Annotated in this window: 10 protein-coding genes; 7 read left to right on the top strand and 3 right to left on the bottom strand. The window is 73.8% G+C overall.

The genetic code is table 11. The annotated features are described in order from the left end of the window. Positions 1 to 19: 19 nt before the first annotated feature. Positions 20 to 679, top strand: coding sequence for a TetR/AcrR family transcriptional regulator (locus ACFPLC_RS05490; RefSeq protein WP_378188827.1), 660 nt, complete (start codon positions 20 to 22; stop codon positions 677 to 679). Here ACFPLC_RS05490 and ACFPLC_RS05485 read toward each other — a convergent pair. The 3 genes from ACFPLC_RS05485 to ACFPLC_RS05475 form a co-directional block, all read right to left on the bottom strand. Next, positions 676 to 951, bottom strand: coding sequence for a YggT family protein (locus tag ACFPLC_RS05485; protein WP_378188825.1), 276 nt, complete (start codon positions 949 to 951; stop codon positions 676 to 678). The two genes, ACFPLC_RS05490 and ACFPLC_RS05485, sit on opposite strands and share 4 nt — an antisense overlap. Before the next feature lie 148 nt (positions 952 to 1,099). Further along, on the bottom strand, positions 1,100 to 2,269 hold the full coding sequence (locus ACFPLC_RS05480) for a right-handed parallel beta-helix repeat-containing protein (RefSeq protein WP_378188824.1): 1,170 nt from the start codon (positions 2,267 to 2,269) through the stop codon (positions 1,100 to 1,102). 514 nt (positions 2,270 to 2,783) lie between these two features. Next, positions 2,784 to 3,554, bottom strand: a complete 771-nt coding sequence (locus tag ACFPLC_RS05475) for a thioesterase II family protein (RefSeq protein ID WP_378188823.1) — start codon at positions 3,552 to 3,554, stop codon at positions 2,784 to 2,786. Between the two features lie 223 nt (positions 3,555 to 3,777). Here ACFPLC_RS05475 and ACFPLC_RS05470 point away from each other — a divergent pair, with 223 nt between their 5' ends. From ACFPLC_RS05470 to ACFPLC_RS05445, 6 genes are all read left to right on the top strand, one after another. After that, the gene (locus tag ACFPLC_RS05470; protein ID WP_378188820.1) at positions 3,778 to 5,397 is read left to right on the top strand and encodes a PH domain-containing protein; all 1,620 of its coding nucleotides are present in this window, start codon (positions 3,778 to 3,780) and stop codon (positions 5,395 to 5,397) included. Next, positions 5,394 to 6,644 carry a sensor histidine kinase gene (locus ACFPLC_RS05465; protein WP_378188819.1) on the top strand — a complete coding sequence of 417 codons (1,251 nt, stop codon included), beginning with the start codon at positions 5,394 to 5,396 and terminating at the stop codon, positions 6,642 to 6,644. The genes ACFPLC_RS05470 and ACFPLC_RS05465 overlap by 4 nt, the downstream gene beginning before the upstream one ends. Then, positions 6,641 to 7,333 (top strand): response regulator transcription factor, encoded by a 693-nt coding sequence (locus ACFPLC_RS05460; protein ID WP_378188818.1) that lies wholly within the window; start codon positions 6,641 to 6,643, stop codon positions 7,331 to 7,333. The genes ACFPLC_RS05465 and ACFPLC_RS05460 overlap by 4 nt, the downstream gene beginning before the upstream one ends. Positions 7,334 to 7,420: 87 nt before the next feature. Next, the gene (locus ACFPLC_RS05455; protein ID WP_378188817.1) at positions 7,421 to 7,858 is read left to right on the top strand and encodes a hypothetical protein; all 438 of its coding nucleotides are present in this window, start codon (positions 7,421 to 7,423) and stop codon (positions 7,856 to 7,858) included. A 449-nt stretch (positions 7,859 to 8,307) separates the two neighbouring features. Then, entirely contained in the window at positions 8,308 to 9,093 is a 786-nt protein-coding gene (locus tag ACFPLC_RS05450; protein WP_378188816.1) for an NAD-dependent epimerase/dehydratase family protein, read from the top strand. Positions 9,094 to 9,158: 65 nt separating this feature from the next. Then, on the top strand, positions 9,159 to 21,299 hold the full coding sequence (locus tag ACFPLC_RS05445; protein WP_378235716.1) for a type I polyketide synthase: 12,141 nt from the start codon (positions 9,159 to 9,161) through the stop codon (positions 21,297 to 21,299). Positions 21,300 to 21,450: the final 151 nt, after the last annotated feature.

Genomic DNA, 21,450 nt, shown 5'->3' with positions numbered 1-21,450 from the left:
CGCGGTTGCAGTCGCTAACATGGCCCGGGTGGACCGCGCCGCCGAAGGCCGGATCCAGGAGGACGGCGACGGCGTCGTCGAGGCACGCATCCTGGATGCCGCTGCTCACCTGATCGCCGAAGAGGGCTTCGGCAGGCTGAAGCTCGGCGGTGTCTGCGCCCGCTCCGGCTACGCGCGGTCGGTGATCTTCCAGCACTTCGGCGACAAGGACGGGCTCGGGCGACGGCTCGTCGAGCACGCCGTCGAGGAGTTCACCGAGGTCTACAGCGAGGCCGTCGCGGCCCGGACCGGGGCGGCGACCGCGACCCCGATGGACATGCTGCGCGCGCTGCTGGACATCATCTTCGAGCTGATCCGCACGATGCCGACGCTCAACCAGGCGTTCCTGGTCCTGTGGGGCGACGCGGCGGCGGAGTACTCGGCCCTGCGCGGCGCGCTGACCGAGGCCGACCGCCGGTTCCGGTTCGCCATCGCGCAGACCGTGGCCAGCGGGGTCGCGGACGGGTCGATCTCCGGTGTCCGCGACCCCGATTCGTACGCTTCGGCGCTGCTGGCCCAGCTGCGCGGGATCTCGATGCAGGCCCTGATCGACCCCGACGGCGTCGACCTGCGGGGGCTGCGCGCCGAGCTCGAGCGCAGCGTCGACCGGCTGTCCGCGGGGTTCCGCGGCCCGCTCTAAAGCGCGTACACGATTCCGCGCAGCACGATCACGCCGATGAAGACCAGCGTGAAGGCCAGGTCGAGCGAGAGCCCGCCGATCCGCACCGGCCGCACGACCCGCCGCACTGGCCCGATCACCGGCTCGGTCGCGGCGTAGGCCAGCCCGCGGGCGCGCCGCGCCCACGGCGGCGTGTTCGCCACCACCGCGACCCAGTCCAGCACCATCCGCGCGACCAGCACCAGCAGGTACAGGCTCAGCAAGAAGCCGAGCAGTGTTCCCAGCGCACCCATGGTCCCTCCGTTCGTTCACCAGGAAGAACGCGTGGGCCGCGCCGGGAGTGCCGGGTCTGTCCGGTTCACAGCTTTTCGACAGGATCGGGTGACGCCGGTCACCGCGCGTGGTGGGCCGGCGGTCCGGCCGGTCCACCACGCGGCCGGGTCAGCCGAAGGTGACCACCAACCGGCCGTCGGAGGCGAAGGACCACTTCATCGTGCCGGCGTAGGACGAGCACCGTGACCCGTTCTTACCCGTCCAGAACTGGTCCGAGCTGTCGACGTTGCCGACCGTCTTGTCGTTCGAGCCGCCACTGGCGAAGCGGCACGAAGTGTCGTTGCGGAACACCGAAGTCCCGGTGTCGAAGGAGAAGTTGCGTTCGGCGTTGTCGATGCCGACGTTGTCCGAAACGGACATCGACCCGGGGTTGCTGTTGTAGGTGAACCCGTGGTGGCCGTTGCGGTAGGCGATGTCGCGCCGGACGATGTGGTTGACCGCGATCTTGTCGCCGCCGAGCTTGTAGCCGTTGCGGTCGCCGTTCTTGTTCACCGTGCCGTTGCTGAGGGTGCCGTTGGCGTAGGCGAGGGAGTCCTCGATGGTCACCGGGCCGATCGGGCCGGTGTCGGTCTTGGTGTAGAGGTCCCAGCCGTCGTCGATGTTGTGGTGGGAGACGTCGTACCGGAAGACGTTGCCGGGGCCCGCGGTGAGCTTCGCGGCGAACCCGTCGGCGTCCTCGCCGTCGGAGTCGGCGTTGTCGTGCGATTCGGAGCTGACGACGAGGTTGTTCGACGGCCACTGGTCCTTCGGCGTGCTCGAGGCGATCCGGGAGATCTGCAGCCCGGAATCGCGGTTGAACCGGGTGACGACGCGTTCGATGACGTTGTTGCTCCCGCCGACGAAGATCCCGTTGTCCCCGGCCCGTTCGACGACGATGCCGGCGATGCGCCAGTACGAGCCGTTGACGGCGAGACCGCGGTTGGCCGGGTCTTCCTTCATGGCCGAGAAGTTCAGCACCGGCTGCTCGCCGGGGTAGGCGGACAGCGTCTTGCGCGCGCCGGCGGTGCCGTTGTTGCCAGGCGCGATGGTGACGGTCTGGCTGTAGGAATAGGTGCCGCCCCGGAGCGAGATGGTGCCGCCGGAATCGATCCGGGTGAGCGCCGCGGGCAGGGTGGTCGGGTCCGCCTGGGTGCCGGCGGCGGAGTCCTTGCCGTTGGGGGCCACGTAGAGGGTGGTGGCCGCGGCGGCGGCGGACGGCGGGGCCAGCGCGGCGATCGTGACCAGCGCGGCGCTCACAGCAAGCGCTTTCTTGTGGGCAATGCTTCCGTACGAACCCATTGCACGCCTCCTTGCGGGCGGGAAAGTGCCGGACACCGAGTGCCTGAGAGCGCTCCCAGTCGGAGCGGGCCTTCGGTGAGGCGACGGTAGCACCGGGTGGCGGCGGCCCGAGTGGGCCAAGCGGGTCGTCTGTACTGAAAACGCTTTCAGAGCCCGCGCGGGATCCGCGCGTCGGTCCGGCGGAGGAGCAGGGGGCCGGGACGCGCCGGCGGGGGGTCTGCCGCGGCTCTCGTGAGTGGGAAACAGGGTTAGAACACTGTTTCTCACTCACGAGGGTGGGGGCGCGCGGGGGCCGGGCGCGCTGACGCGACAATACAGCTGGGGGTCTCCTGTTTTGCCGCGCCAGCGCTGGTATCCCCTAAGGGATGGCACAGCGCTCCGAATTCCGGGCCGTACTCCCGTGCTCGGTGCGTCCCGTTCATTGAAGCCCCGGTGCCCGGTCCGTGCCTAGGGGCAACGGTCTCGAACGAGGCTGCCGATGGTTCCGCGTTCTCGCCGTCAATGCGACTTGTGGCTATTTCCCGCTGTTCGAAAGGTGGCGTGCGGTCAGCGCCCGCGTGATCACGTCCAGGACGCGCGGGGCCTGCTCGTCGAGGTAGAAGTGGCCGCCGGGGTAGGTGTGCAGGGTGAATTCCGCCGTCGTGTGGCCGGCCCAGGCGCCGGCCTCCGCCACGGTCGCCTTCCGGTCCGATTCGCCGACCAGCGCGTGGATCGGGCAGTGCAGCGGGGGACCCGGCTCGTAGCGGTAGGTCTCGGCGGCCCGGTAGTCGCTGCGCAGCGCGGGCAGCGCCGTCGCCAGCAGTTCCTCGTCGTCGAGCAGGTGCGTGTTCGCGCCGCTGAGCGACTTGATCTCGGCGACGAACTCGCGGTCGCCGAGCAGGTGGTACCGCTCGTCCCGGTGGCAGGACGGCGCCCGGCGCCCCGAGGCGAACAGGGCCAGCGGGGTGACGCCCGCGCTCTCCAGCCGGAGCGCGACCTCGAACCCCAGCGTCGCGCCCATGCTGTGGCCGAAGATCGCCAGCGGGGTGCCGGTGTGGGGCCGCAGGGCTTCGGTCACCGCGTCGGCGAGCGCACCGATGCTCGGCACACCGGGCTCGTGCCTGCGGTCCTGGCGTCCGGGGTACTGCACGGCGAGCACGCCGACCCGCGGCGCGAGCGCACGGGAGACCGGGAAGAAGTAGCTCGCCGAGCCGCCGGCGTGGGGCAGGCAGACCAGGTTGACCGGCACGTCGGGGATCGGGTGGTAGCGCCGGATCCACGGCTGCGCCTCCGCGTTGTCCGCCACGGAAGTCACTCTCCTGCGTTCGGGGTACGGGGGAATGTCCCGACTTTCCTGCGCTGCCGGCCGCACCGGCAACCCCGGGCCCGGACCGCGGGCGAAAACCCTAGTCTTTTGCGTTCGGCGGGAGGTCCGCTCAGCGGGCGACTCCGGCGCGTGTTCCGGCGGTCACAGCGAGATCGTCCGGTTTGCTATCGTCGTGCCCAGTGATCACTGGGGGGTGGGCGGCATGCCGGAAGGGCAGGGACGAACCGAGATCCTGGCCGGGGAAACCGCGGTGGCGCCGTCCGGAAACACCGGTCCGGCCGAGGCCGGGCCGGGCGACGGCTGGCGGCGGCTGAACCTCCGGATGCTCGGCGTGCACCTGAAGTGGCTCGTACCGCCCGCCGCCTCGCTGGGGGCGTACGCGGTGTGGACCGGCGGTGACCTCCAGGTCGCGTCGCTGTACAAGCTCGCCATGGTCAGCGTCGCCTTCGTCGCGGTCACCGGGTACGAGATGGTCCAGCTGCTCACCACCCGCTTCCGGCTGACCGGCGAGGTGTTCGAGCTGCGCAAGGGGCTGGTGCTGCGCAGGCACCGGTCGATCCGGCGCGACCGCGTGCGCCGGGTCGACCTGACCGCCGGGCCGGCGCAGCAGCTGTTCGCGCTCGTCGTCGTGCGCGTCGGCACGGGCAGCGGGTCGCACGGCAAAGACCACGAAGTGAAGCTCTCCGCGCTGGCGAAGCGGGACGCGCTCGCCCTGCAGGCGGAGCTGCTCGCGGGCGCCGACGCGTCGGCGGAGAACTCCGCGCGCGGCACGGCCGAGGACGGCACGATCGCCGCGCTGCGGTGGTCGTGGATCCGCTACGCGCCGCTCACCATGTGGGGCGGGCTGGCGATCGTCGGGATCGTCGCGCTCGCGACCCGGGTGGCGGACTGGTTCGGCCTGACCCTCGACGGTGTTTTCGATTGGCTGGCCCGGTTCTTCCGGGAGGCTTCACCCGCGCAGGTGATCCTTTCGTTCGGCGGCGTCTTCGCCGTCCTCAGCGCGCTGAGCAGCCTGCTGCTGTTCTGCGAGCAGTGGTGGCGCTACCGGTTCGAGGTCGAGGGGCGCTACACCTACCGGGTCCGCCGCGGTCTGGTCACGACCCGCCGGATCGCGATCGACCGTCGGCGCATCCGCGGGGTCGAGGTGACGCAACCGTTGCCGCTGCGGCTGTTCGGGGCCGGCCGGGTCGAGGTGATCGCGACCGGCCTCGGCAGCTCGGACGACGACTACACGGGCATGCAGGTGGTCACCCCGGCCGTGCCGCGCGGGGAAGCCGACCGGATCGCGGGGGCGATCGCCGAACAGGCGCCGTCGCCGACGGCGACCACACCGCTGCGTTCGCACCCGCGTGCCGCGCTGCGACGTCGGCTGCTCCGCTCGGTGGCGGCCGCGCTCGTGCCCGCGGTCGTGCTGGCGGTGCTCGGCTGGACCGTCGCACCGGACGTGCTGCCCGGCGCGGGGATCGTCGCGGTGGCCGGCGTGCTGATCGCGGTGCTGCTCGGTGTCGACGCCTACCGGGCTCTCGGCCACGAAGTCTCCGGCGACTACCTGGTCACCCGGTACGGGACGCTGCGGCGGCACACCGTGGCGCTGCGCCGGGACGGCGTGATCGGGTGGCGGATCTCCCGCTCGCCGGGCCAGCGCCTGGCCGGGCTGGTCACCGTCAGCGCCGTGACCGCGGCGGGCAAGGGCGGCGCGTACCAGGTGCGTGACGTCGGATTTCCGGACGGCCTGGCCTTCGCCGGCGAGGCCGTCCCCGGGCTGCTGGCGCCCTTCGTGGTCGGTGCGCAGGCCACCGAACCCGAGCCGGAGGCCCGATGAGCGCGGACCGGCCCGCCACGCGCGGACCCGAGTACCCGGCGATGCTGCCGGCGACCCTCGAGGCCACCGCCCATCCCGGCGGCGGCCGTGCGCGCCGCTCGCTGCGCGACTGGCTGACCGACGGCCTGTGCGTGCTGTTCGCCTTCGTCATGGGCGTGGTGTCGCTGTGGGTGCGGGACCCGGACGCGACCCCCTCGATCTCGGTGACGCTCAGCCTGACGGTCTCGGCCGCCGCCTGCCTCTCGCTGTGGTTCCGGCGGCGGTGGCCGGTGCAGCTGGCGTTCGTGCTCATGGTGCTGTCGGTCTGGTTCCCGCACGCGTCGGGGGCGAGCGCGATCGCGCTGTTCACCGTCGCCGTGCACCGCAAGACGGCCACCGTGGTCCCGTTGCTCGTGCTGGGCGTGCTCTCGCCGCTCGTGCAGTTCCGGATCTACCGCCTGGAGCCGGACACGCCGCTGGTGTACTGGATGGCGGTCGGCATCGCCGCGGCGCTCAGCGTGCTCGCCGTGGTGTGGGGGATGGGCGTGCGGGCGCGGCGGCAGCTCGTGGTGTCGCTGGCGGAACGGGCCGAGCGGGCCGAGGCCGAGCAGGAACTGCGCGTCAGCCAGGGCAGGCTGCGCGAGCGGGAGCGCATCGCCCGGGAGATGCACGACGTGCTGGCGCACCGGCTCTCGCTGCTGAGCATGCACGCGGGCGCGCTGGAGTTCCGGCCGGACGCGCCGCCGGAGGAGATCAGCCAGGCGGCCGGGGTCATCCGGGCCAGCGCGTACCAGGCATTGGTCGACCTCCAGGGCGTCATCCACGTGCTGCGGGAGACGGAACCGGAAGAGGAAGGCCCGCAGCCGACCATGGCCGACGTGCCGTCGCTGGTCGAGGAGGCCCGCGCGGTCGGCACCGAGATCGAGTTCGACGACGCGATCACCGGCCTCGAGGGCGTTCCGGCGCTGCTGGGCCGGACCACCTACCGGATCGTGCAGGAGGGCCTGACGAACGCGCGCAAACACGCGCCGGAGGCCGTCGTGCACCTGGCGATCCACGGGTCGCCGGAGGAGGGGGTCGAGATCTCCATGCGCAACGCGCTGGCCGGGTCCGGCGCCCGTCCGAAGGGCGCGGCGCCGCTGCCGGGCTCCGGGGTGGGGCTGACCGGGCTGCGCGAACGGACCAGCCTCGCCGGCGGTCGCTTCGAGCACGGCCGCACCATGGCCGGGGAGTTCCGCATCCGGGCTTGGCTACCCTGGCCGTCATGAGCCAGCCGCAGAGCCCGCCGATCCGGGTGCTGATCGTCGACGACGACCCGTTGGTCCGCAGCGGGTTGCGGACGATGCTCGGCGGCGTCGCCGACCTGGAGATCGTCGGCGAGGCCGCCGACGGCGGCGAAGTGCCCACCGCCGTCGAGAAAACCGCGCCGCACGTGGTCCTGATGGACATCCGCATGCCGGGGACGAACGGTCTCGTCGCCACCGAGCGCCTCCGCAAGGATGACCCCGGGATCGAGGTCATCGTGCTGACCACCCTCGACAGCGACGACCACGTGCTGCGCGCGCTGCGGGCGGGGGCCGGCGGCTTCCTGCTCAAGCGCACCCCGCCGGCGGAGATCGTGGACGCCATCCGGCGGGTCGCGGCCGGCGACCCGATCCTCTCGCCGAGCGTCATCCGGCAGCTCATCAACCACGTCACCGACGACACCGAGTCGGCGGAATCCGCCCGGCAGCGGGCCGCGGCGACGGCACTGGCCGGACTGTCCCACCGCGAACGGCAGGTCGCGAACGCCATCGGTGAAGGGAAAACCAACGCGGAGATCGCCAAGGAGCTCTACATGAGCCTGCCGACGGTCAAGGCGCACGTCACGCGGCTGCTCGGCAAACTCGGGCTGAACAACCGGGTGCAGATCGCGTTGCTCGCGCACGACGCCGGGCAACACCGACCAAAGTCGTAACCGGCCCGCGCACCCCTAGACCTTCGGCAGGTGGTGCTAGCCGATCGTGGCCTGTACGAGCCGACGCGGCCGATCAAGACTGGGGCCATGACCGAAGGCAACCCGAACAGCCTGCTCGCGAAGGATGAGTACTACGGCGCGACCGCGGCCGACCTGCAAGCCATGGGCTTGGCGGACAAGGCCAAGGCCGCGATCAACCAGCGTGCGATCTTCCCCCACCGGGGTACCGCGATGCTCTACTCCGACCGGCTCGTGCTCGGCAGCTGGGACGACAACGGCGACGTCACGCTGTATCCACGCGAGGTCAGTGCGATCACGAACGAGTTCACCGAACTGTACGGCCGGTTCCTCGGCGGTGGCCTGAAGAAGGCCGGCGCTCCGGTGATCATCCGCCGCACCAGCGGCGAGGAGGCGTACCTGCTGCTCAACCACCGCTGGTTCAGCGAGCGCACCGACAACCAGCGGTGGTTCCGGTTGCTGACCGACTGGCTCAGCGCCGCGAACTCGCCCCGAACCGGCCGGTAACCGCCGCCAAGGACGTGCCGGGCACCTTCCGCCATGCCGCCGGCGGGCCACTTCGCCGGTGGTTGCCCGGCGTGGAGCACGAGGAGGGACCGCCGATCCGGTGGTCCCTCCTCGTGCTGCGCCGACTCGCCGGTCGCCCGCCCGTTTCCGGGCGGCCGCGCGGATTCCGATCGTCTAGTCATTCTCGTAGGTCTCTTTGACACGCAGCGCGAAGCCCCGTGAGACTCGGTCGGGTCACCGATCGAACGATGCGGCCGTGGCGTGGCGCGGGCATCGCGGATGCCGGTCCGGCACGGGCTCGTCGTCGCCGGTCGTGACGCCTGCCGCCGATCTCGGGACCACGTCGCCGCGAAGCGGTTTCGTGCCGCTTCCGCGAGAACCCGGGTGTCGGCGGAGTCACCCGCCCGCCCCGCCACCGCGTCGGGGCCACCGACGAAACGGAATGGCCTGTGGAGATCATCGGAGACGGCTTCCTCTCGCGGCACCTCGCCCGCTCGTTCGCCGACCGCCATGCGGACGTCACGGCCATCGCGGCGGGCGTCACCAAGACCACGTCCGCGACGCTGGCGGACTTCGACCGGGAAGCGGCCCTGGTCTACGACGTCGTGCGCCGCGCACGGCGATCCGGCCGCACGGTGGTGTTCTTTTCCACCGCGTCGGATTCGATGTACGGCACGCACGACTGCCCGGGGCTGGTGGAGGGCCCGGTGTACCCGGTTTCCGCCTACGGCAGGCACAAACTCGGGCTGGAGGAGATCCTCGCCCGGTCCGGCGTGGACTACCTCGCGTTCCGGCTCAGCCACATCGTCGGCGAGGGACAGCGGCCCCACCAGCTGATCCCGTCGCTCGGGCGGCAGATCCTCGGCGGTTCGGTGACCGTGCACCGCAACGCCCACCGCGACCTGCTCGACGTGGAACACCTGCTGCTGGCGCTGGACCGGGTGCTCGCGAGCGGTGTCCGGCAGAAAGTGATCAACGTAGCCTCCGGGGTGCTGGAGCCGATCGAGCGGATCGTCGACAGCATCGAGGACCGGCTCGGCGTGGTGGCGGAACGGACCACTGTGGACGTGCCGGTGGTGAGCATGCCCACGAACACCGACCGGCTGCGCCGGCTGGTCCCCGAGTGGGCCGGGCTGGGCTTCGGCGAGGACTACCTGCCGCGGCTGCTCGACAAGTACCTGGACGTGCTCTGCGCGCGGGTGGCCGGGCCGGCGCGCACGCCGCAAGCGCTGTAGGAGTTCACTTAGTCTCCGTTCCCGAGGGCCGGGGCGGCCGGTGCGGCTGCCGGATACTCGCCGCCATGGGTACCACCGTGTCTGACGGCTTTCCCGGTGACGGCCGGGACGAGGATCTCCTCGCCGTGGTCGGCTTGTCCTGCCGCCTCCCCGGTGCGGACGGCCCCGCGGCGTTCTGGCGGCTGCTCACCGGCGGGGTCGATGCGGTGGGCACGGTGCCGCCGTGGCGGTGGGGCCCCGATGCGCCGCCGGACGACGCCGGGGGCACCCCGCTGCGGGCCGGTGGGTTCATCGAGGACGCCGACCGGTTCGACGCCGGGTTCTTCGGCATCTCCGCGCGCGAGGCCGTCGCGATGGACCCGCGGCAGCGGCTCACGCTCGAACTGGGCTGGGAAGCGCTGGAGGACGCGCACATCGTGCCCGCCGCCGTGCGCGGCACGGCCGCGGGCGTGTTCGTCGGCGCCATCGCCGACGACTACGCGGCCGTGACCCGGCAGCACGGCACGGACGCGATCACCCACCACAGCCTGGCCGGGCTGCACCGCGGGCTGATCGCCAACCGGCTTTCCCACGCGCTCGGCGTGACCGGGCCCAGCTTGACCGTCGACACGGCACAGTCGTCGTCGCTGGTGGCGGTGCACCTCGCCGCGGAGAGCCTGCGCCGCGGTGAGTCGGAAGTGGCTCTTGCCGGGGGCGTGCACCTGAACCTGAGCTGGGAGAGCGCGCTGACGCTCGAACGGTTCGGCGGGCTGTCGCCGGACGGCCGGTGCCACACGTTCGACGCGCGGGCGAACGGTTTCGTTCGCGGCGAAGGCGGCGGTTTCGTCGTGCTGAAGACGCTGCGCCGGGCGCGCCGGGACGGCGACCGGATCTACTGCGTGCTGCGCGGCAGCGCGATGAACCACGACGGCGACGACGCGGACCTCGTGGTCCCGAGCGCGGCGGCGCAGGAACGGGTGATCCGGGCGGCCGTCCGCCGCGCGGCCGTCGAACCCGCTGCGCTGCAGTACGTCGAGCTGCACGGGACCGGCACGCGGACCGGCGATCCGATCGAGGCGGCCGCGCTGGGCGCCGCGCTCGGCGAGCACGGGGACGCCCCGGTGCGGGTCGGGTCGGTGAAGACGAACATCGGGCACCTGGAGGGGGCCGCCGGGATCGCCGGGCTGCTCAAGACCGTGCTGTGCGTGCACCATCGGAAGCTGGTGCCGAGCCTGCACTTCGAGACGCCCAATCCGGAAATTCCTTGGGACACCGCGAACATCGAGGTGCAGCGCGGTACCGAGCCGTGGCCGCGCGAGCGGCGCCCGCTCGTCGCCGGCGTCAGTTCGTTCGGTGTCGGCGGGGCGAACTGCCACGTCGTGCTGGCCGAATCCGGTGAGCCGGCCCCCGCGGCCGCCACCGGGGACGACTCCTCCGCGGTCGTGCCGTGGGTGGTGTCGGCCCGCTCCGCGGCCGCGCTGCGGGAGCAGGCGGCCCGGCTGGGCGAATACGCGGACTCCACTGAGGTCAGTGCGGCCGACATCGGCTTCTCGCTCGCGGTCACCCGTTCGGCGTTCGAGCACCGCGCTGCCGTCGTGGGAGCCGACCGTGCCGAACTGGCCGCCGCCGTGCGCGGCATCGGACAGGGCGGCGCGGCGGGGATCCGCGGCGTCGCGGACGTGTCGGGCCCGACGGTGTTCGTGTTCCCCGGCCAGGGCGCGCAGTGGGCCGGGATGGCCGTCGGACTGCTCGGCTCCGCGCCGGTGTTCGCGGCCCGGATGGCGGAGTGCGCGGACGCGTTCGCCGAGCTCGTCGACTGGTCGCTGACGGACGCGCTCGCCGACCCCGCGTTGCTCGAGCGGGTCGACGTGGTGCAGCCGGTGTCGTTCGCGGTGATGGTGTCGCTGGCCGCGCTGTGGGAGTCGTACGGGATCCACCCGGCCGCGGTGGTCGGGCACTCGCAGGGCGAGATCGCCGCGGCCTGCGTGGCGGGCGCGTTGTCGCTGCGGGACGCGGCGAGGGTCGTGGTGCTGCGCAGCCGGGTGATCCGCGAACAGCTGGCCGGCAGCGGCGGCATGGCTTCGATCGGCCTGTCCGAACGCGAGGTGACGGCGCGGATCGCCGGGTCGCCGGTCACGGTGGCGGCGGTCAACGGCCCGTCGTCGGTCGTCGTCGCGGGCGAACCGGCGGCGCTGGACGAACTGGTCGCCAACCTCGAGGCCGACGGCGTGCGCGCGAAGCGGGTTCCGGTGGACTACGCCTCGCATTCGGTGCACGTGGCGAAGATCGAGGAAAGCCTCACGAGCGAGCTGGGCGCGCTCGAGCCGCGGGTCCCGCGGGTGCCGTGGCTGTCGACGGTGACCGGCGAGTGGATCGAAACGGCCACTGTGGACGCTCGGTACTGGTACGCGAACCTGCGGCAGCCGGTGCGGTTCGAGGCGGCCGTCCGCACGCTCGCCGCCGCCGGGCACGCGGCGTTCGTCGAGGTGAGCTCGCACCCGGTGCTGCTGGCGGGCACGCAGGAGACGCTCGACGACGTCGGCGCGGGCCCGTCGGTGGTCGCCGGCACGCTGCGGCGCGACGAGGGCGGTCTCGCGCGCTTCCTCACCTCGCTGGCGGAGCTGCACGTGCGCGGGGTCGAACCCGACTGGGCCGCGGTCTTCCCCGGCGGCGTGCGGGTCGACCTGCCGACGTATGCCTTCCAGCGCAAGCGGTACTGGCCCGGCGACGCCGTCGAGGACGACGTCCCGGTCACGCCGTCGCTCGACCCGCTCGACGTCGTCCGCGCGCACGCCGCCGCGGTGCTGGGGCACGGCGATCCGGACGCGATCGGCCGGACGACGACGTTCAAGGAAGCCGGTTTCGACTCCGTGATGTCGGTGGAGCTGCGCAACCGCCTCAGCGCGGCCACCGGGCTCGCGCTGCCCGCGGGACTGCTCTTCGACCGGCCGACGCCGCACGCCGTGGCCGAGCACCTGGCCGAGCGGCTCGCGGGCGAGCCGGCCGGGGCACGCCGGGCCGGGAACGGCACGCGGACGAAGCCGGCGCCGGACGAGCCGATCGCCATCGTCGGCATGGCCTGCCGGTTCCCCGGCGGCGTGCGCTCGCCCGAACAGCTGTGGCGCCTGGTCGCGGACGAGGTGGACGCGATCGGCGCCTTCCCCGAGGACCGCGGCTGGGACCTGCGCACGCTGCGCGCCGCGGACGGCCGCCGGGGCAGCTCGGCCACCGACCAGGGGGGTTTCCTCTACGACGCGGCCGAGTTCGACGCGGACTTCTTCGGCATCTCGCCGCGCGAGGCCACGGCCATGGACCCGCAGCAGCGCCTGCTGCTGGAAACCTCGTGGGAGGCGGTCGAGCGCGCGGGCATCGATCCGTCGGCGCTGCGCGGCAGTGACACCGGGGTGTTCGTCGGGATCATGTCCCAGGAATACGGCCCGCGGCTGGCCGAAGGCGCCGAGGGGTACGAGGGCCACCTGCTCACCGGCAACACCGCGAGCGTCGCGTCCGGCAGGCTGGCCTACACCCTCGGGCTGCACGGTCCGGCCCTCACCGTGGACACCGCGTGCTCGTCGTCGCTGGTGGCGCTGCACTCGGCCGTGCGTTCCCTGCGCGCTGGCGAGTGCGGGCTCGCGCTCGCCGGCGGGGCCACCGTGCTTTCGTCGCCCGGCATCTTCGTCGAGTTCAGCAGGCAGCAGGGCCTGGCGGCGGACGGCCGGTGCCGGGCCTTCGCCGAAGGCGCCGGCGGCACCGGCTGGGCCGAGGGGGCCGGTGTGCTGCTGCTGGAACGGCTGGCCGACGCGCGGCGGGCCGGGCACCCGGTGCTCGCCGTCGTGCGGGGCTCCGCGGTCAACTCCGACGGCGCCTCCAACGGGCTCACCGCGCCGAGCGGCCCGGCGCAGCAGAGCGTCATCCGCGCCGCGCTCGCGGACGCGGGCCTCGGACCCGAGGACGTCGACTCCGTGGAGGCACACGGCACCGGGACGACGCTCGGCGACCCGATCGAGGCGGAGGCCCTGCTCGCCACGTACGGCAGGCACCGGCCCGCCGACCGGCCGCTGTGGCTCGGCTCGCTGAAGTCGAACATCGGGCACGCGCAGGCCGCGGCCGGTGTCGGCGGCGTGATCAAGATGGTGCAGGCCATGCGCAACGCGACGCTGCCGCGCACCCTGCACGCCGACGAGCCGTCGAGCCGGATCGACTGGAGCGCGGGAACGATCCGCCTGCTCGGCGAAGCGCGCGCGTGGCCGGCCGCCGACCGGCCCCGGCGCGCGGCGGTGTCCTCGTTCGGGATCAGCGGGACCAACGCGCACGTCGTGCTCGAGCAGGCCGAGGAGCCCGCCGAGGAGCCGCCTCGGGACACCGGGAGTGAACCGGTGCTGCCGTGGGTCCTTTCCGGACGCGGCGCGGACGCGCTGCGCGCCCAGGCCGGCCGCCTGGTCTCGCGGGTGACCTCGATGCGCGAGCCGCGGGCGGCCGATCTGGCCCACTCGCTGGCGACCACGCGGTTCGCGGCCGAGCACCGGGCCGTCGCGATCGGCGCCGGGTGCGCGGAACCGCTGGCCGCGCTGCGGGAGTTCGCCGAGGGCGTGGTGCCAGCCGGGCTCGTCGAAGGAACCGCGAACGTGACCGGCCGCACGGTCTTCGTCTTCCCCGGCCAGGGCGCGCAGTGGGCCGGGATGGCGCTCGAGCTGCTGGACACCGCTCCGGTCTTCGCCGCGCGGATGGCCGAATGCGCGGCCGCGCTGAGCGAGTTCACCGACTGGTCGCTGCCCGAAGCGCTGCGCGACGAGGCGATGCTGGCGCGGGTCGACGTCGTCCAGCCGGTCTCGTTCGCGGTGATGGTTTCGCTGGCGGCGCTGTGGCAGGCCACCGGGATCGAGCCGGACGCGGTGGTCGGGCACTCGCAGGGCGAGATCGCCGCCGCCTGCGTATCGGGAGCGCTGTCGCTGCGTGACGCCGCGGCGGTGGTCGTGCTGCGGAGCAAGGCGATCCACGACGAGCTGGCCGGGCACGGCGGCATGGTGTCGGTTTCGCTGTCGGCGTCCGACACCGAGCGGCTGATCGAAGACTGGGCGGGCCGGATCGGCATCGCGGTGTTCAACGGTCCCACGGCCACGGTGGTCGCCGGGGAGCCCGCCGCGCTGGACGAGCTGCTGGCTCGCTGCGCGGCCGACGGGATCCGGGCGCGCCGGGTTCCGGTGGACTACGCCTCGCACAGCGGGTACGTCGAAAGCCTCCGGCAGCAGCTGCTCGACGAGCTCGCGTTCATCGAGCCGATGGCGGCCCGGGTGCCGTTCCTGTCGACGGTGACCGGGGAATGGACGGACACGGCCACGCTGGACGCGGGCTACTGGTACGAAAACCTGCGGCGTCCGGTGCGGTTCGAGGCCGCGACCAGAGCCCTCGCCGCACAGGGTTTCCGCGTCTTCGTCGAGAGCAGCCCGCACCCGGTGCTCGGCATGGCGGTGCAGGAGACGGTCGACGAGCTCGGGGCGGGTCCCACGGTCGTCGTGGGAACGTTGCGGCGCAACGAGGGCGGCCTCCGCCGGTTCTACACGTCGCTGGCCGAGCTGTACGTGCGCGGTGTGACGCCGGACTGGTCCGCGGTGTTCGGCGGGCACCGGCCGCGCCGGGTGGACCTGCCGACGTACGCGTTCCAGCGCCGGCGTTATTGGCTTTCGCCGGAGCAGCCTTCGACGGCCGGCACCGACCCGGTGGAGCGGCGGTTCTGGACCGCCGTCGAACGCTCCGACGTCGGGGAGCTGGCGAAGACCCTGGCGGTGGGCGAGGACGAAGTGCGTCCGCTGGTACCCGCGCTGTCGGCGTGGCGCAGCCGCCGCAACGCCGAGACCGTCGCCGACGCGCTGCGCTACCGGATCGAATGGGAACCGGTCCGGCCCGGCGGCGCCGGGCTGTCCGGCGACTGGGCCGTCCTCGCCCCCGCCGAGGGAGCCGACGTGCTCGACGACGTCGTGGCCGCGCTCGAAGCGGGAGGCGCGCGGGCGACCGTCGTGCGCGTGCCGGACACGGCCGACCGCACGTGGTTCGCGGAATCCCTGCGTGACAGCGCTTCCGCGGCGGGCCTGGTTTCGTTGCTCGCGATGGACGAGCGGCCGCACGCCCGGTTCGGGGTGCTCACGGCGGGCCTGGCGGCGACGGTGGAGCTGACCGCGGCGTTGCGCGACCTCCCGGCGGCCGGGCCGCTGTGGGTGCTGACCCGCGCCGCCGTGACCACCGGCCGGAACGACCGGCTGGACAGCCCGGACCAGGCGGCGGTGTGGGGGTTCGGCCGGACCGCGGCGCTGGAGTTCCCGCGCCGGTGGGGCGGGCTGCTGGACCTGCCGCCGGTGCTGGACGGCCGGGCCGCGGGCCGGCTGTGCGCCGCGCTGGCCGGCTTCGACGGCGAGGACCAGCTGGCCCTGCGTTCCTCCGGGTTGTTCGCCCGGCGGCTGGTGCCCGCCCCGGTCGGCGACACCGCCCCGGCCACGCCGTGGCGTCCCGGCGGGACGGTGCTGGTGACGGGCGGCACGGGCGGGCTCGGCGGGCACCTCGCCCGCTGGTTCGCCGACGCGGGCGCGGACCACGTCGTGCTCACCGGCCGTCGCGGCCTCGACACGCCCGGCGCGGCCGAACTGCGCGACGAGCTCACCGCCCAGGGCGCCCGGATCACCGTCGCGGCCTGCGACGTGACCGACGCCGGAGCGCTCGAGGCGTTGCTGGACGGCCTTGCCGCCGACGGCGAACCCGTGCGCACGGTCGTGCACGCCGCGGGGATCGCGCCGCTGACGCCGATCGGCGAGCTCACCGTCGCCGAGGTCGCCGAAGTCGCCGAAGCCAAGGTCGCGGGCGTGCGGAATCTCGACGCGCTGCTCGGCGACCGCGAGCTCGACACCCTCGTGCTGTTCTCGTCGATCTCCGCGACGTGGGGCGTCGGCGAGCACGCCGCGTACGCCGCGGCCAACGCTTTCCTCGACGCGTTCGCCGAGCAGCGCCGTGCCGAAGGCCTGCCGGTGCTGTCCGTCGCGTGGGGACCGTGGGCGGGCGGCGGCATGATCGCCGAGCACCAGCAGGACGTGCTGCGGCGCCGCGGGGTGCCGGTCCTCGACCCGGAGCCCGCGCTGGCCGGCCTGCGGCAGGCGCTGGACCGGCGGGACACCGTGGTCGCGCTCGCGGAGCTGGACCGGGCGCGGTTCGTGTCGACGTTCGCCTCGGTGCGCCCGAGCCCGCTGCTGGCCCGGCTGGGCGGTGCGGACGACGAGGCGGCGCGGGCCGAGCCGTCCGGTGCCGAGGAGCCGTCGCTGGTGCGCCGGCTGGCGCATCAGCGGCCGGAGGAAGCGAAGCGGGTGGTCACCGAGCTGGTGCGGGCCCACACCGCGCGGGCACTCGGCCACGACGACCCGTCGGCGCTGGAACTCGGCAAGGCGTTCAAGGATCTCGGCTTCGACTCGTTGACGTCGGTCGAGCTGCGCAACCGGCTCGGTGCGGCGACCGGCCTCCCGCTGCCCGCCACGCTCGTCTTCGACCACCCCACGCCGTCCTCGCTGGCGGACCACCTGCTCGCGCTGGCGCGCGGCGCCGAGCCCGGCGCCGGGCCGCGCGCGGGCACCACGGCCGCCCCGGTGGCCGGGGACGAGATCGCGATCGTCGCGGCGAGCTGCCGGCTGCCCGGCGGGATCGGCTCGCCCGAACAGCTTTGGGACCTGCTCGCCCGCGGCGGGGACGTGATGTCCGGCCTGCCCGCCGACCGCGGCTGGGATCCCGGCGTCTACGACCCGGACCCCGACCGGCCCGGCACCAGCTACACCCGGACCGGCGGGTTCCTGCATGACAGCGGCGACTTCGACGCGGAGTTCTTCGGCATGTCCCCGCGGGAAGCGCTGGCGACCGACCCCCAGCAACGGCTGCTGCTCGAGCTCACCTGGGAGGCCATGGAACGCGCCGGCCTGCCGCCCGAGTCGTTGCGCGGCAGCCGGACCGGCGTCTACGTCGGCGTGACCGACCAGTACTACGGCGATCCGAACCGGAACGACCCCGAGCGGGACGAGGGCTACCTGGTCACCGGGGACGTGGCGAGCGTCGCCTCGGGCCGGATCGCGTACGTCTTCGGCCTCGAAGGTCCCGCCGTCACCCTTGACACGGCGTGCTCGTCTTCGCTGGCGGCCCTGCACCTGGCGGCGAACGCGCTGCGCTCCGGCGAATGCTCGCTCGCGGTCGCGGCCGGCGCGATGGTGATGGCCACCCCGTCGCAGTTCATCGCGTTCAGCAGGCAGCGCGGGCTGGCCGAGGACGGTCACTGCAAGCCGTTCTCCGCGCGGGCGGACGGGTTCGCCCTCGCCGAGGGGGCGGCCGTCGTGCTGGTGGAGCGGCTGTCCGACGCCCGGCGCCTCGGCCACCCGGTGCTCGCGGTCGTGCGCGGCTCGGCCATGAACTCCGACGGGGCCAGCAACGGGCTCACCGCCCCGAACGGGCGGGCGCAGCAGCGGGTGATCCGGGACGCGCTGGCCGCGGCCGGGCTCGAACCGTCCGAAGTGGACGCCGTCGAGGCGCACGGGACCGGCACCACGCTCGGCGACCCGATCGAGGCGAACGCGCTGCTGGCGACCTACGGCGAGGGGGAGCGGGCCGAACCGCTGTGGCTCGGGTCGGTCAAGGCCAACGTCGGGCACACCCAGACCGTGTCCGGTCTCGTCGGCGTGCTCAAGATGATCGAGGCGATGCGCCACGGCGTGCTGCCGCGCAGCCCGTACGCCGAGGACCCGACACCGCACGTGGACTGGTCCGGCGGCACGGTCGCGCTGCTCGCCGGGGAACGCCCGTGGCCCGAGCGCGGCCGGGTCCGCCGGTCCGGCGTTTCGGCGTTCGGCATCAGCGGCACGAACGTGCACGTCATCCTCGAGCAGCCGCCCGCCGGTCCGGAACCGGACGCCGGGCGCGAGCCGGTGCCCGGGACCGTGCCGCTGGTCCTGTCGGGCCGCACCGATTCCGCGTTGCGGGCCCAGGCGGCGAGCCTGCTGGCCGTCGTAGAGGACGCCGCGCACCCGCTCGACGACCTCGCGTTCTCCCTTGCCACTTCGCGCTCGGCGTTCGAACACCGTGCCGTGGTGCTGGCCGAAGACCACGAATCGGCGGCGCGGGGTCTCGCGGCACTGGCCGGGGGAACGACCGCGCCGGGCGTGTTCACGGGCTTCGCCGCCACCGGACCGGCCGCGTGGCTGTTCTCCGGGCAGGGCGCGCAGCACGCCGGGATGGGCGAGCGGCTCTACGAGACCTACGACGTGTTCGCCGACGCGGTGGACGCGGCCTGCGCGCGGTTCGACGCCCTGCTCGGCGCGGACGGCGGGTTCGCGGACCGCCCGCTGCGGGAGGTCATGTTCGCCGGCGAGGGGACTGCCGACGCCGCGTTGCTCGACCACACCGCCTACACCCAGCCCGCGCTGTTCACGTTCGAGGTCGCGCTGTACCGGCTGCTCGAATCGTGGGGCCTGGCCCCCGGCTTCCTCGTCGGCCACTCGATCGGCGAACTGGCCGCCGCGCACGTGGCCGGGGTGTTCTCCCTCGACGACGCGTGCACGCTGGTCGCCGCCCGCGGCCGGCTGATGCAGTCGCTGCCCGAAGGCGGGGCCATGGTGGCCATCGAGGCCGCGGCGGCCGAGGTCGAGCCGCTGCTGCCCGGATCGGTGTCCCTCGCCGCCGTGAACGGGCCGGCGTCGGTGGTGGTGTCCGGAGACGAGGACGCCGTGACGGCACTGGCCGGCCGGTTCGCCGCCGACGGCAGGCGGACCAAGCGGCTGCGCACGAGCCACGCCTTCCACTCGCCGCGCATGGACGCCATGCTGGCGGAGTTCGGCCGGGTGGCCGCGGGGCTCTCCTACGGTGAGCCGCGCCTGCCCGTGGTCTCCACGGTCACCGGCGAGCTCGCCGACCCGGCGCTGCTGCGCACGCCCGGGTACTGGGTCGGGCAGGTCCGGGCGACGGTCCGGTTCGCCGACGCCGTCGGGCACCTGGCCGGCCTCGGCGTGGCGCGGTTCCTCGAAGTCGGCCCGGCCGGGGTGCTGACCGCGCTCGCCGCCGAGACCGTCGACCGGGAGTCCGCCGTGCTCGTGGCGGCCTCGCGCGCGGACCGGGACGAGGTGGCCGCGGTGCTCGGCGCGGTGGCCACGCTGCACGTCGCGGGCTCCTCGCCCGACTGGCGGCGCTGGTTCGCCGGGCGTCCGGTGCACCGGGTTCCGCTGCCGACCTACGCCTTCCAGCGCCGGCGGTACTGGCTGCGGCCCTCTCGCCGCCGCCAGGAGGCGATGGCCGGATCCTGGCAGTACGGCATCGAGTGGCGGCCCGTCCCGGACGCCGGTTCCGCCGTCCTCGACGGCACCTGGCTGGTGCCGATGCCGTCGGGCGGGAACGCACTGGCCCATCGCCTGCTGGCCGGCCTGCGCGCCGCCGGGGCCGCCGTGGTCCCGCTGCGCGCGGACCAGCTCGGTGAGGTCGCCGCCGTCGTGGCGCAGCAGCGCTTCGCGGGCGTGCTCTCGTTGCTGGCGCTGGACGGGCGCGACGATCCCCGCTGTGCCCCGTTGAGCCGCGGCCTCGCCGACACGGTGACGTTGCTGGGCGCGCTCGGCGAATCCGCGCCACCGGTGTGGTGCGTGACCGCTTCCGCGGTCGCGACGGCCGAGGGGGAGCCGGTCGGCGACGCCGCGCAGGGCGCGGTCTGGGGCCTGGGCGCGGTGCTGGGGCTGGAGCGGCCTGCGCAGTGGGGCGGCCTGATCGACGTCCCGTCCGATGTGGACGATGCCGGGATCGGGCGGCTGGTGGCCGTCCTGGCCGGCGGCCACGGCGAGGACCAGGTCGCCGTCCGCGCCTCGGGGACCAGTGCGCGCCGGCTGGTCCGTGCGCCGTTCGGTTCCGAGACCACGGGTGGCTGGCGGCCGCGCGGAGCGGTACTGGTCACCGGCGGGCTGGGCGCGCTGGGCGCCCGGGTCGCGCGCTGGCTCGCCGAGGAGGGCGCGGAGCACCTCGTGCTCGTCAGCCGCCGCGGCGAGGAGGCCCCGGGAGCGGCCGAACTGGCGGCGGAGCTCGCCGGGCACGGCGCCGGGGTCACGATCCTCGGCTGCGACGTCGGCGATCAGGAGGCGTTCTCGGCGCTGCTGACCTCGCTCCCGGAGCGGTTGCCCGACGGCGTCGGGGTGACCGCGGTCGTGCACACGGCGGGCGTCGCGCAGGAACCGCGGCCGCTGGAGCAGCTGTCGCTCACCGAGTTCGCCGAGATCGCGCGCGCGAAGCTCGGCGGCGCAAGGGTTCTCGACGCGTTCTTCGCCGACGAGCCGCTGGACGCCTTCGTGCTGTTCTCCTCGGTCTCGGCGGTGTGGGGCAACCACGGTTCCGCCGCGTACGCCGGCGCGAACGGATTCCTCGACGCCCTCGCCCAGCAGCGCCGGGCACGCGGCCTGGCCGCGACCTCGATCGCCTGGGGCGCCTGGGGCGGTGGCGGGATGGTCGACGGGGAAACCGCGGAACTGTACCGGCGCCGCGGGGTTCCGGTGATGGCACCGGAGACGGCGGTCGGCGTGCTCGGCAGCGCCGTGCGCGGCGACCGCGCGCACGTGGTCTGCGCCGACGTGGACTGGGCCACCTTCGTGCCCGCCTACACGATGGCGCGGCCGCGGCCGCTGCTGAACGAGCTTCCCGAGGCCTCGGCGGCACCCGCGGAGCCGGCCGCCGCCCCGGCGGAAGCGGGCGGCCCGCCCGCGTTCGTGGCGAAACTCCTCGACGCGCTCGCGGAGGACCGGCTGCCCGCCGCGCTCGACCTGGTGCGGGCCGCGACCGCGCGGGTGCTCGGGCACGACGACATCCGGGCGGCCAAGCCGTTCAAGGAACTCGGCGTCGACTCGCTCACCGGGGTCGAGCTGCGCGACGAGCTGGGCTCGGCGACCGGGCTGAGCCTGCCCGCGACGATCGTGTTCGACCAGCCGACACCGCGTGCGCTGGCCGAGCACCTCTGCGAGCGCGTGCTCGCCGAGTACGCGTCGCCGGCTCCGCTGGCCGAACAGCTGGAGCAGCTGGAGCGGGCGCTGGACCGGACTCCGCCGCCGGAGGAGGTCCGGGCGCGCCTGCGCGAGCTGGCCCAGCGGTGGGGCGTGGATTCCCGCTCCGGCGTGCCCGCCGATATCGACGAAGCCACCGACGACGAGATCTTCGACCTCATCGAACAGGAATTGGGGGCCGACTAGGGGAACGGAGTGGCGAAACGCGGATGCGCGGTCGAGTTCCGGGGTTCGGGACGGGACCGCGCAATTCGAGCGCGCCATAAAACCCGAGGCGCGGAAGAATGCGTCGAGACATGACTGAGGGCCGCGGACGAAACGTCACGCGGCCCTCAGG

Source organism: Amycolatopsis plumensis, assembly GCF_042652605.1.
GTDB classification, from domain to species: Bacteria; Actinomycetota; Actinomycetes; order Mycobacteriales; family Pseudonocardiaceae; genus Amycolatopsis; species Amycolatopsis plumensis.
The sequence above is the reverse complement of the archived record's forward strand: the minus strand, read 5'-3'. Positions and strand labels throughout refer to the sequence as shown.

What these genes read in the sequence shown, in the direction of transcription:
- ACFPLC_RS05445 (WP_378235716.1), top strand. Translation starts at nt 9,159, where the DNA reads ATGGGTACCACCGTGTCTGACGGCTTTCCCGGTGACGGCCGGGACGAG.
- ACFPLC_RS05460 (WP_378188818.1), top strand. Translation starts at nt 6,641, where the DNA reads ATGAGCCAGCCGCAGAGCCCGCCGATCCGGGTGCTGATCGTCGACGAC.
- ACFPLC_RS05465 (WP_378188819.1), top strand. Translation starts at nt 5,394, where the DNA reads ATGAGCGCGGACCGGCCCGCCACGCGCGGACCCGAGTACCCGGCGATG.
- ACFPLC_RS05480 (WP_378188824.1), bottom strand. Translation starts at nt 2,269, where the DNA reads ATGGGTTCGTACGGAAGCATTGCCCACAAGAAAGCGCTTGCTGTGAGC.
- ACFPLC_RS05490 (WP_378188827.1), top strand. Translation starts at nt 20, where the DNA reads ATGGCCCGGGTGGACCGCGCCGCCGAAGGCCGGATCCAGGAGGACGGC.
- ACFPLC_RS05485 (WP_378188825.1), bottom strand. Translation starts at nt 951, where the DNA reads ATGGGTGCGCTGGGAACACTGCTCGGCTTCTTGCTGAGCCTGTACCTG.
- ACFPLC_RS05455 (WP_378188817.1), top strand. Translation starts at nt 7,421, where the DNA reads ATGACCGAAGGCAACCCGAACAGCCTGCTCGCGAAGGATGAGTACTAC.
- ACFPLC_RS05470 (WP_378188820.1), top strand. Translation starts at nt 3,778, where the DNA reads ATGCCGGAAGGGCAGGGACGAACCGAGATCCTGGCCGGGGAAACCGCG.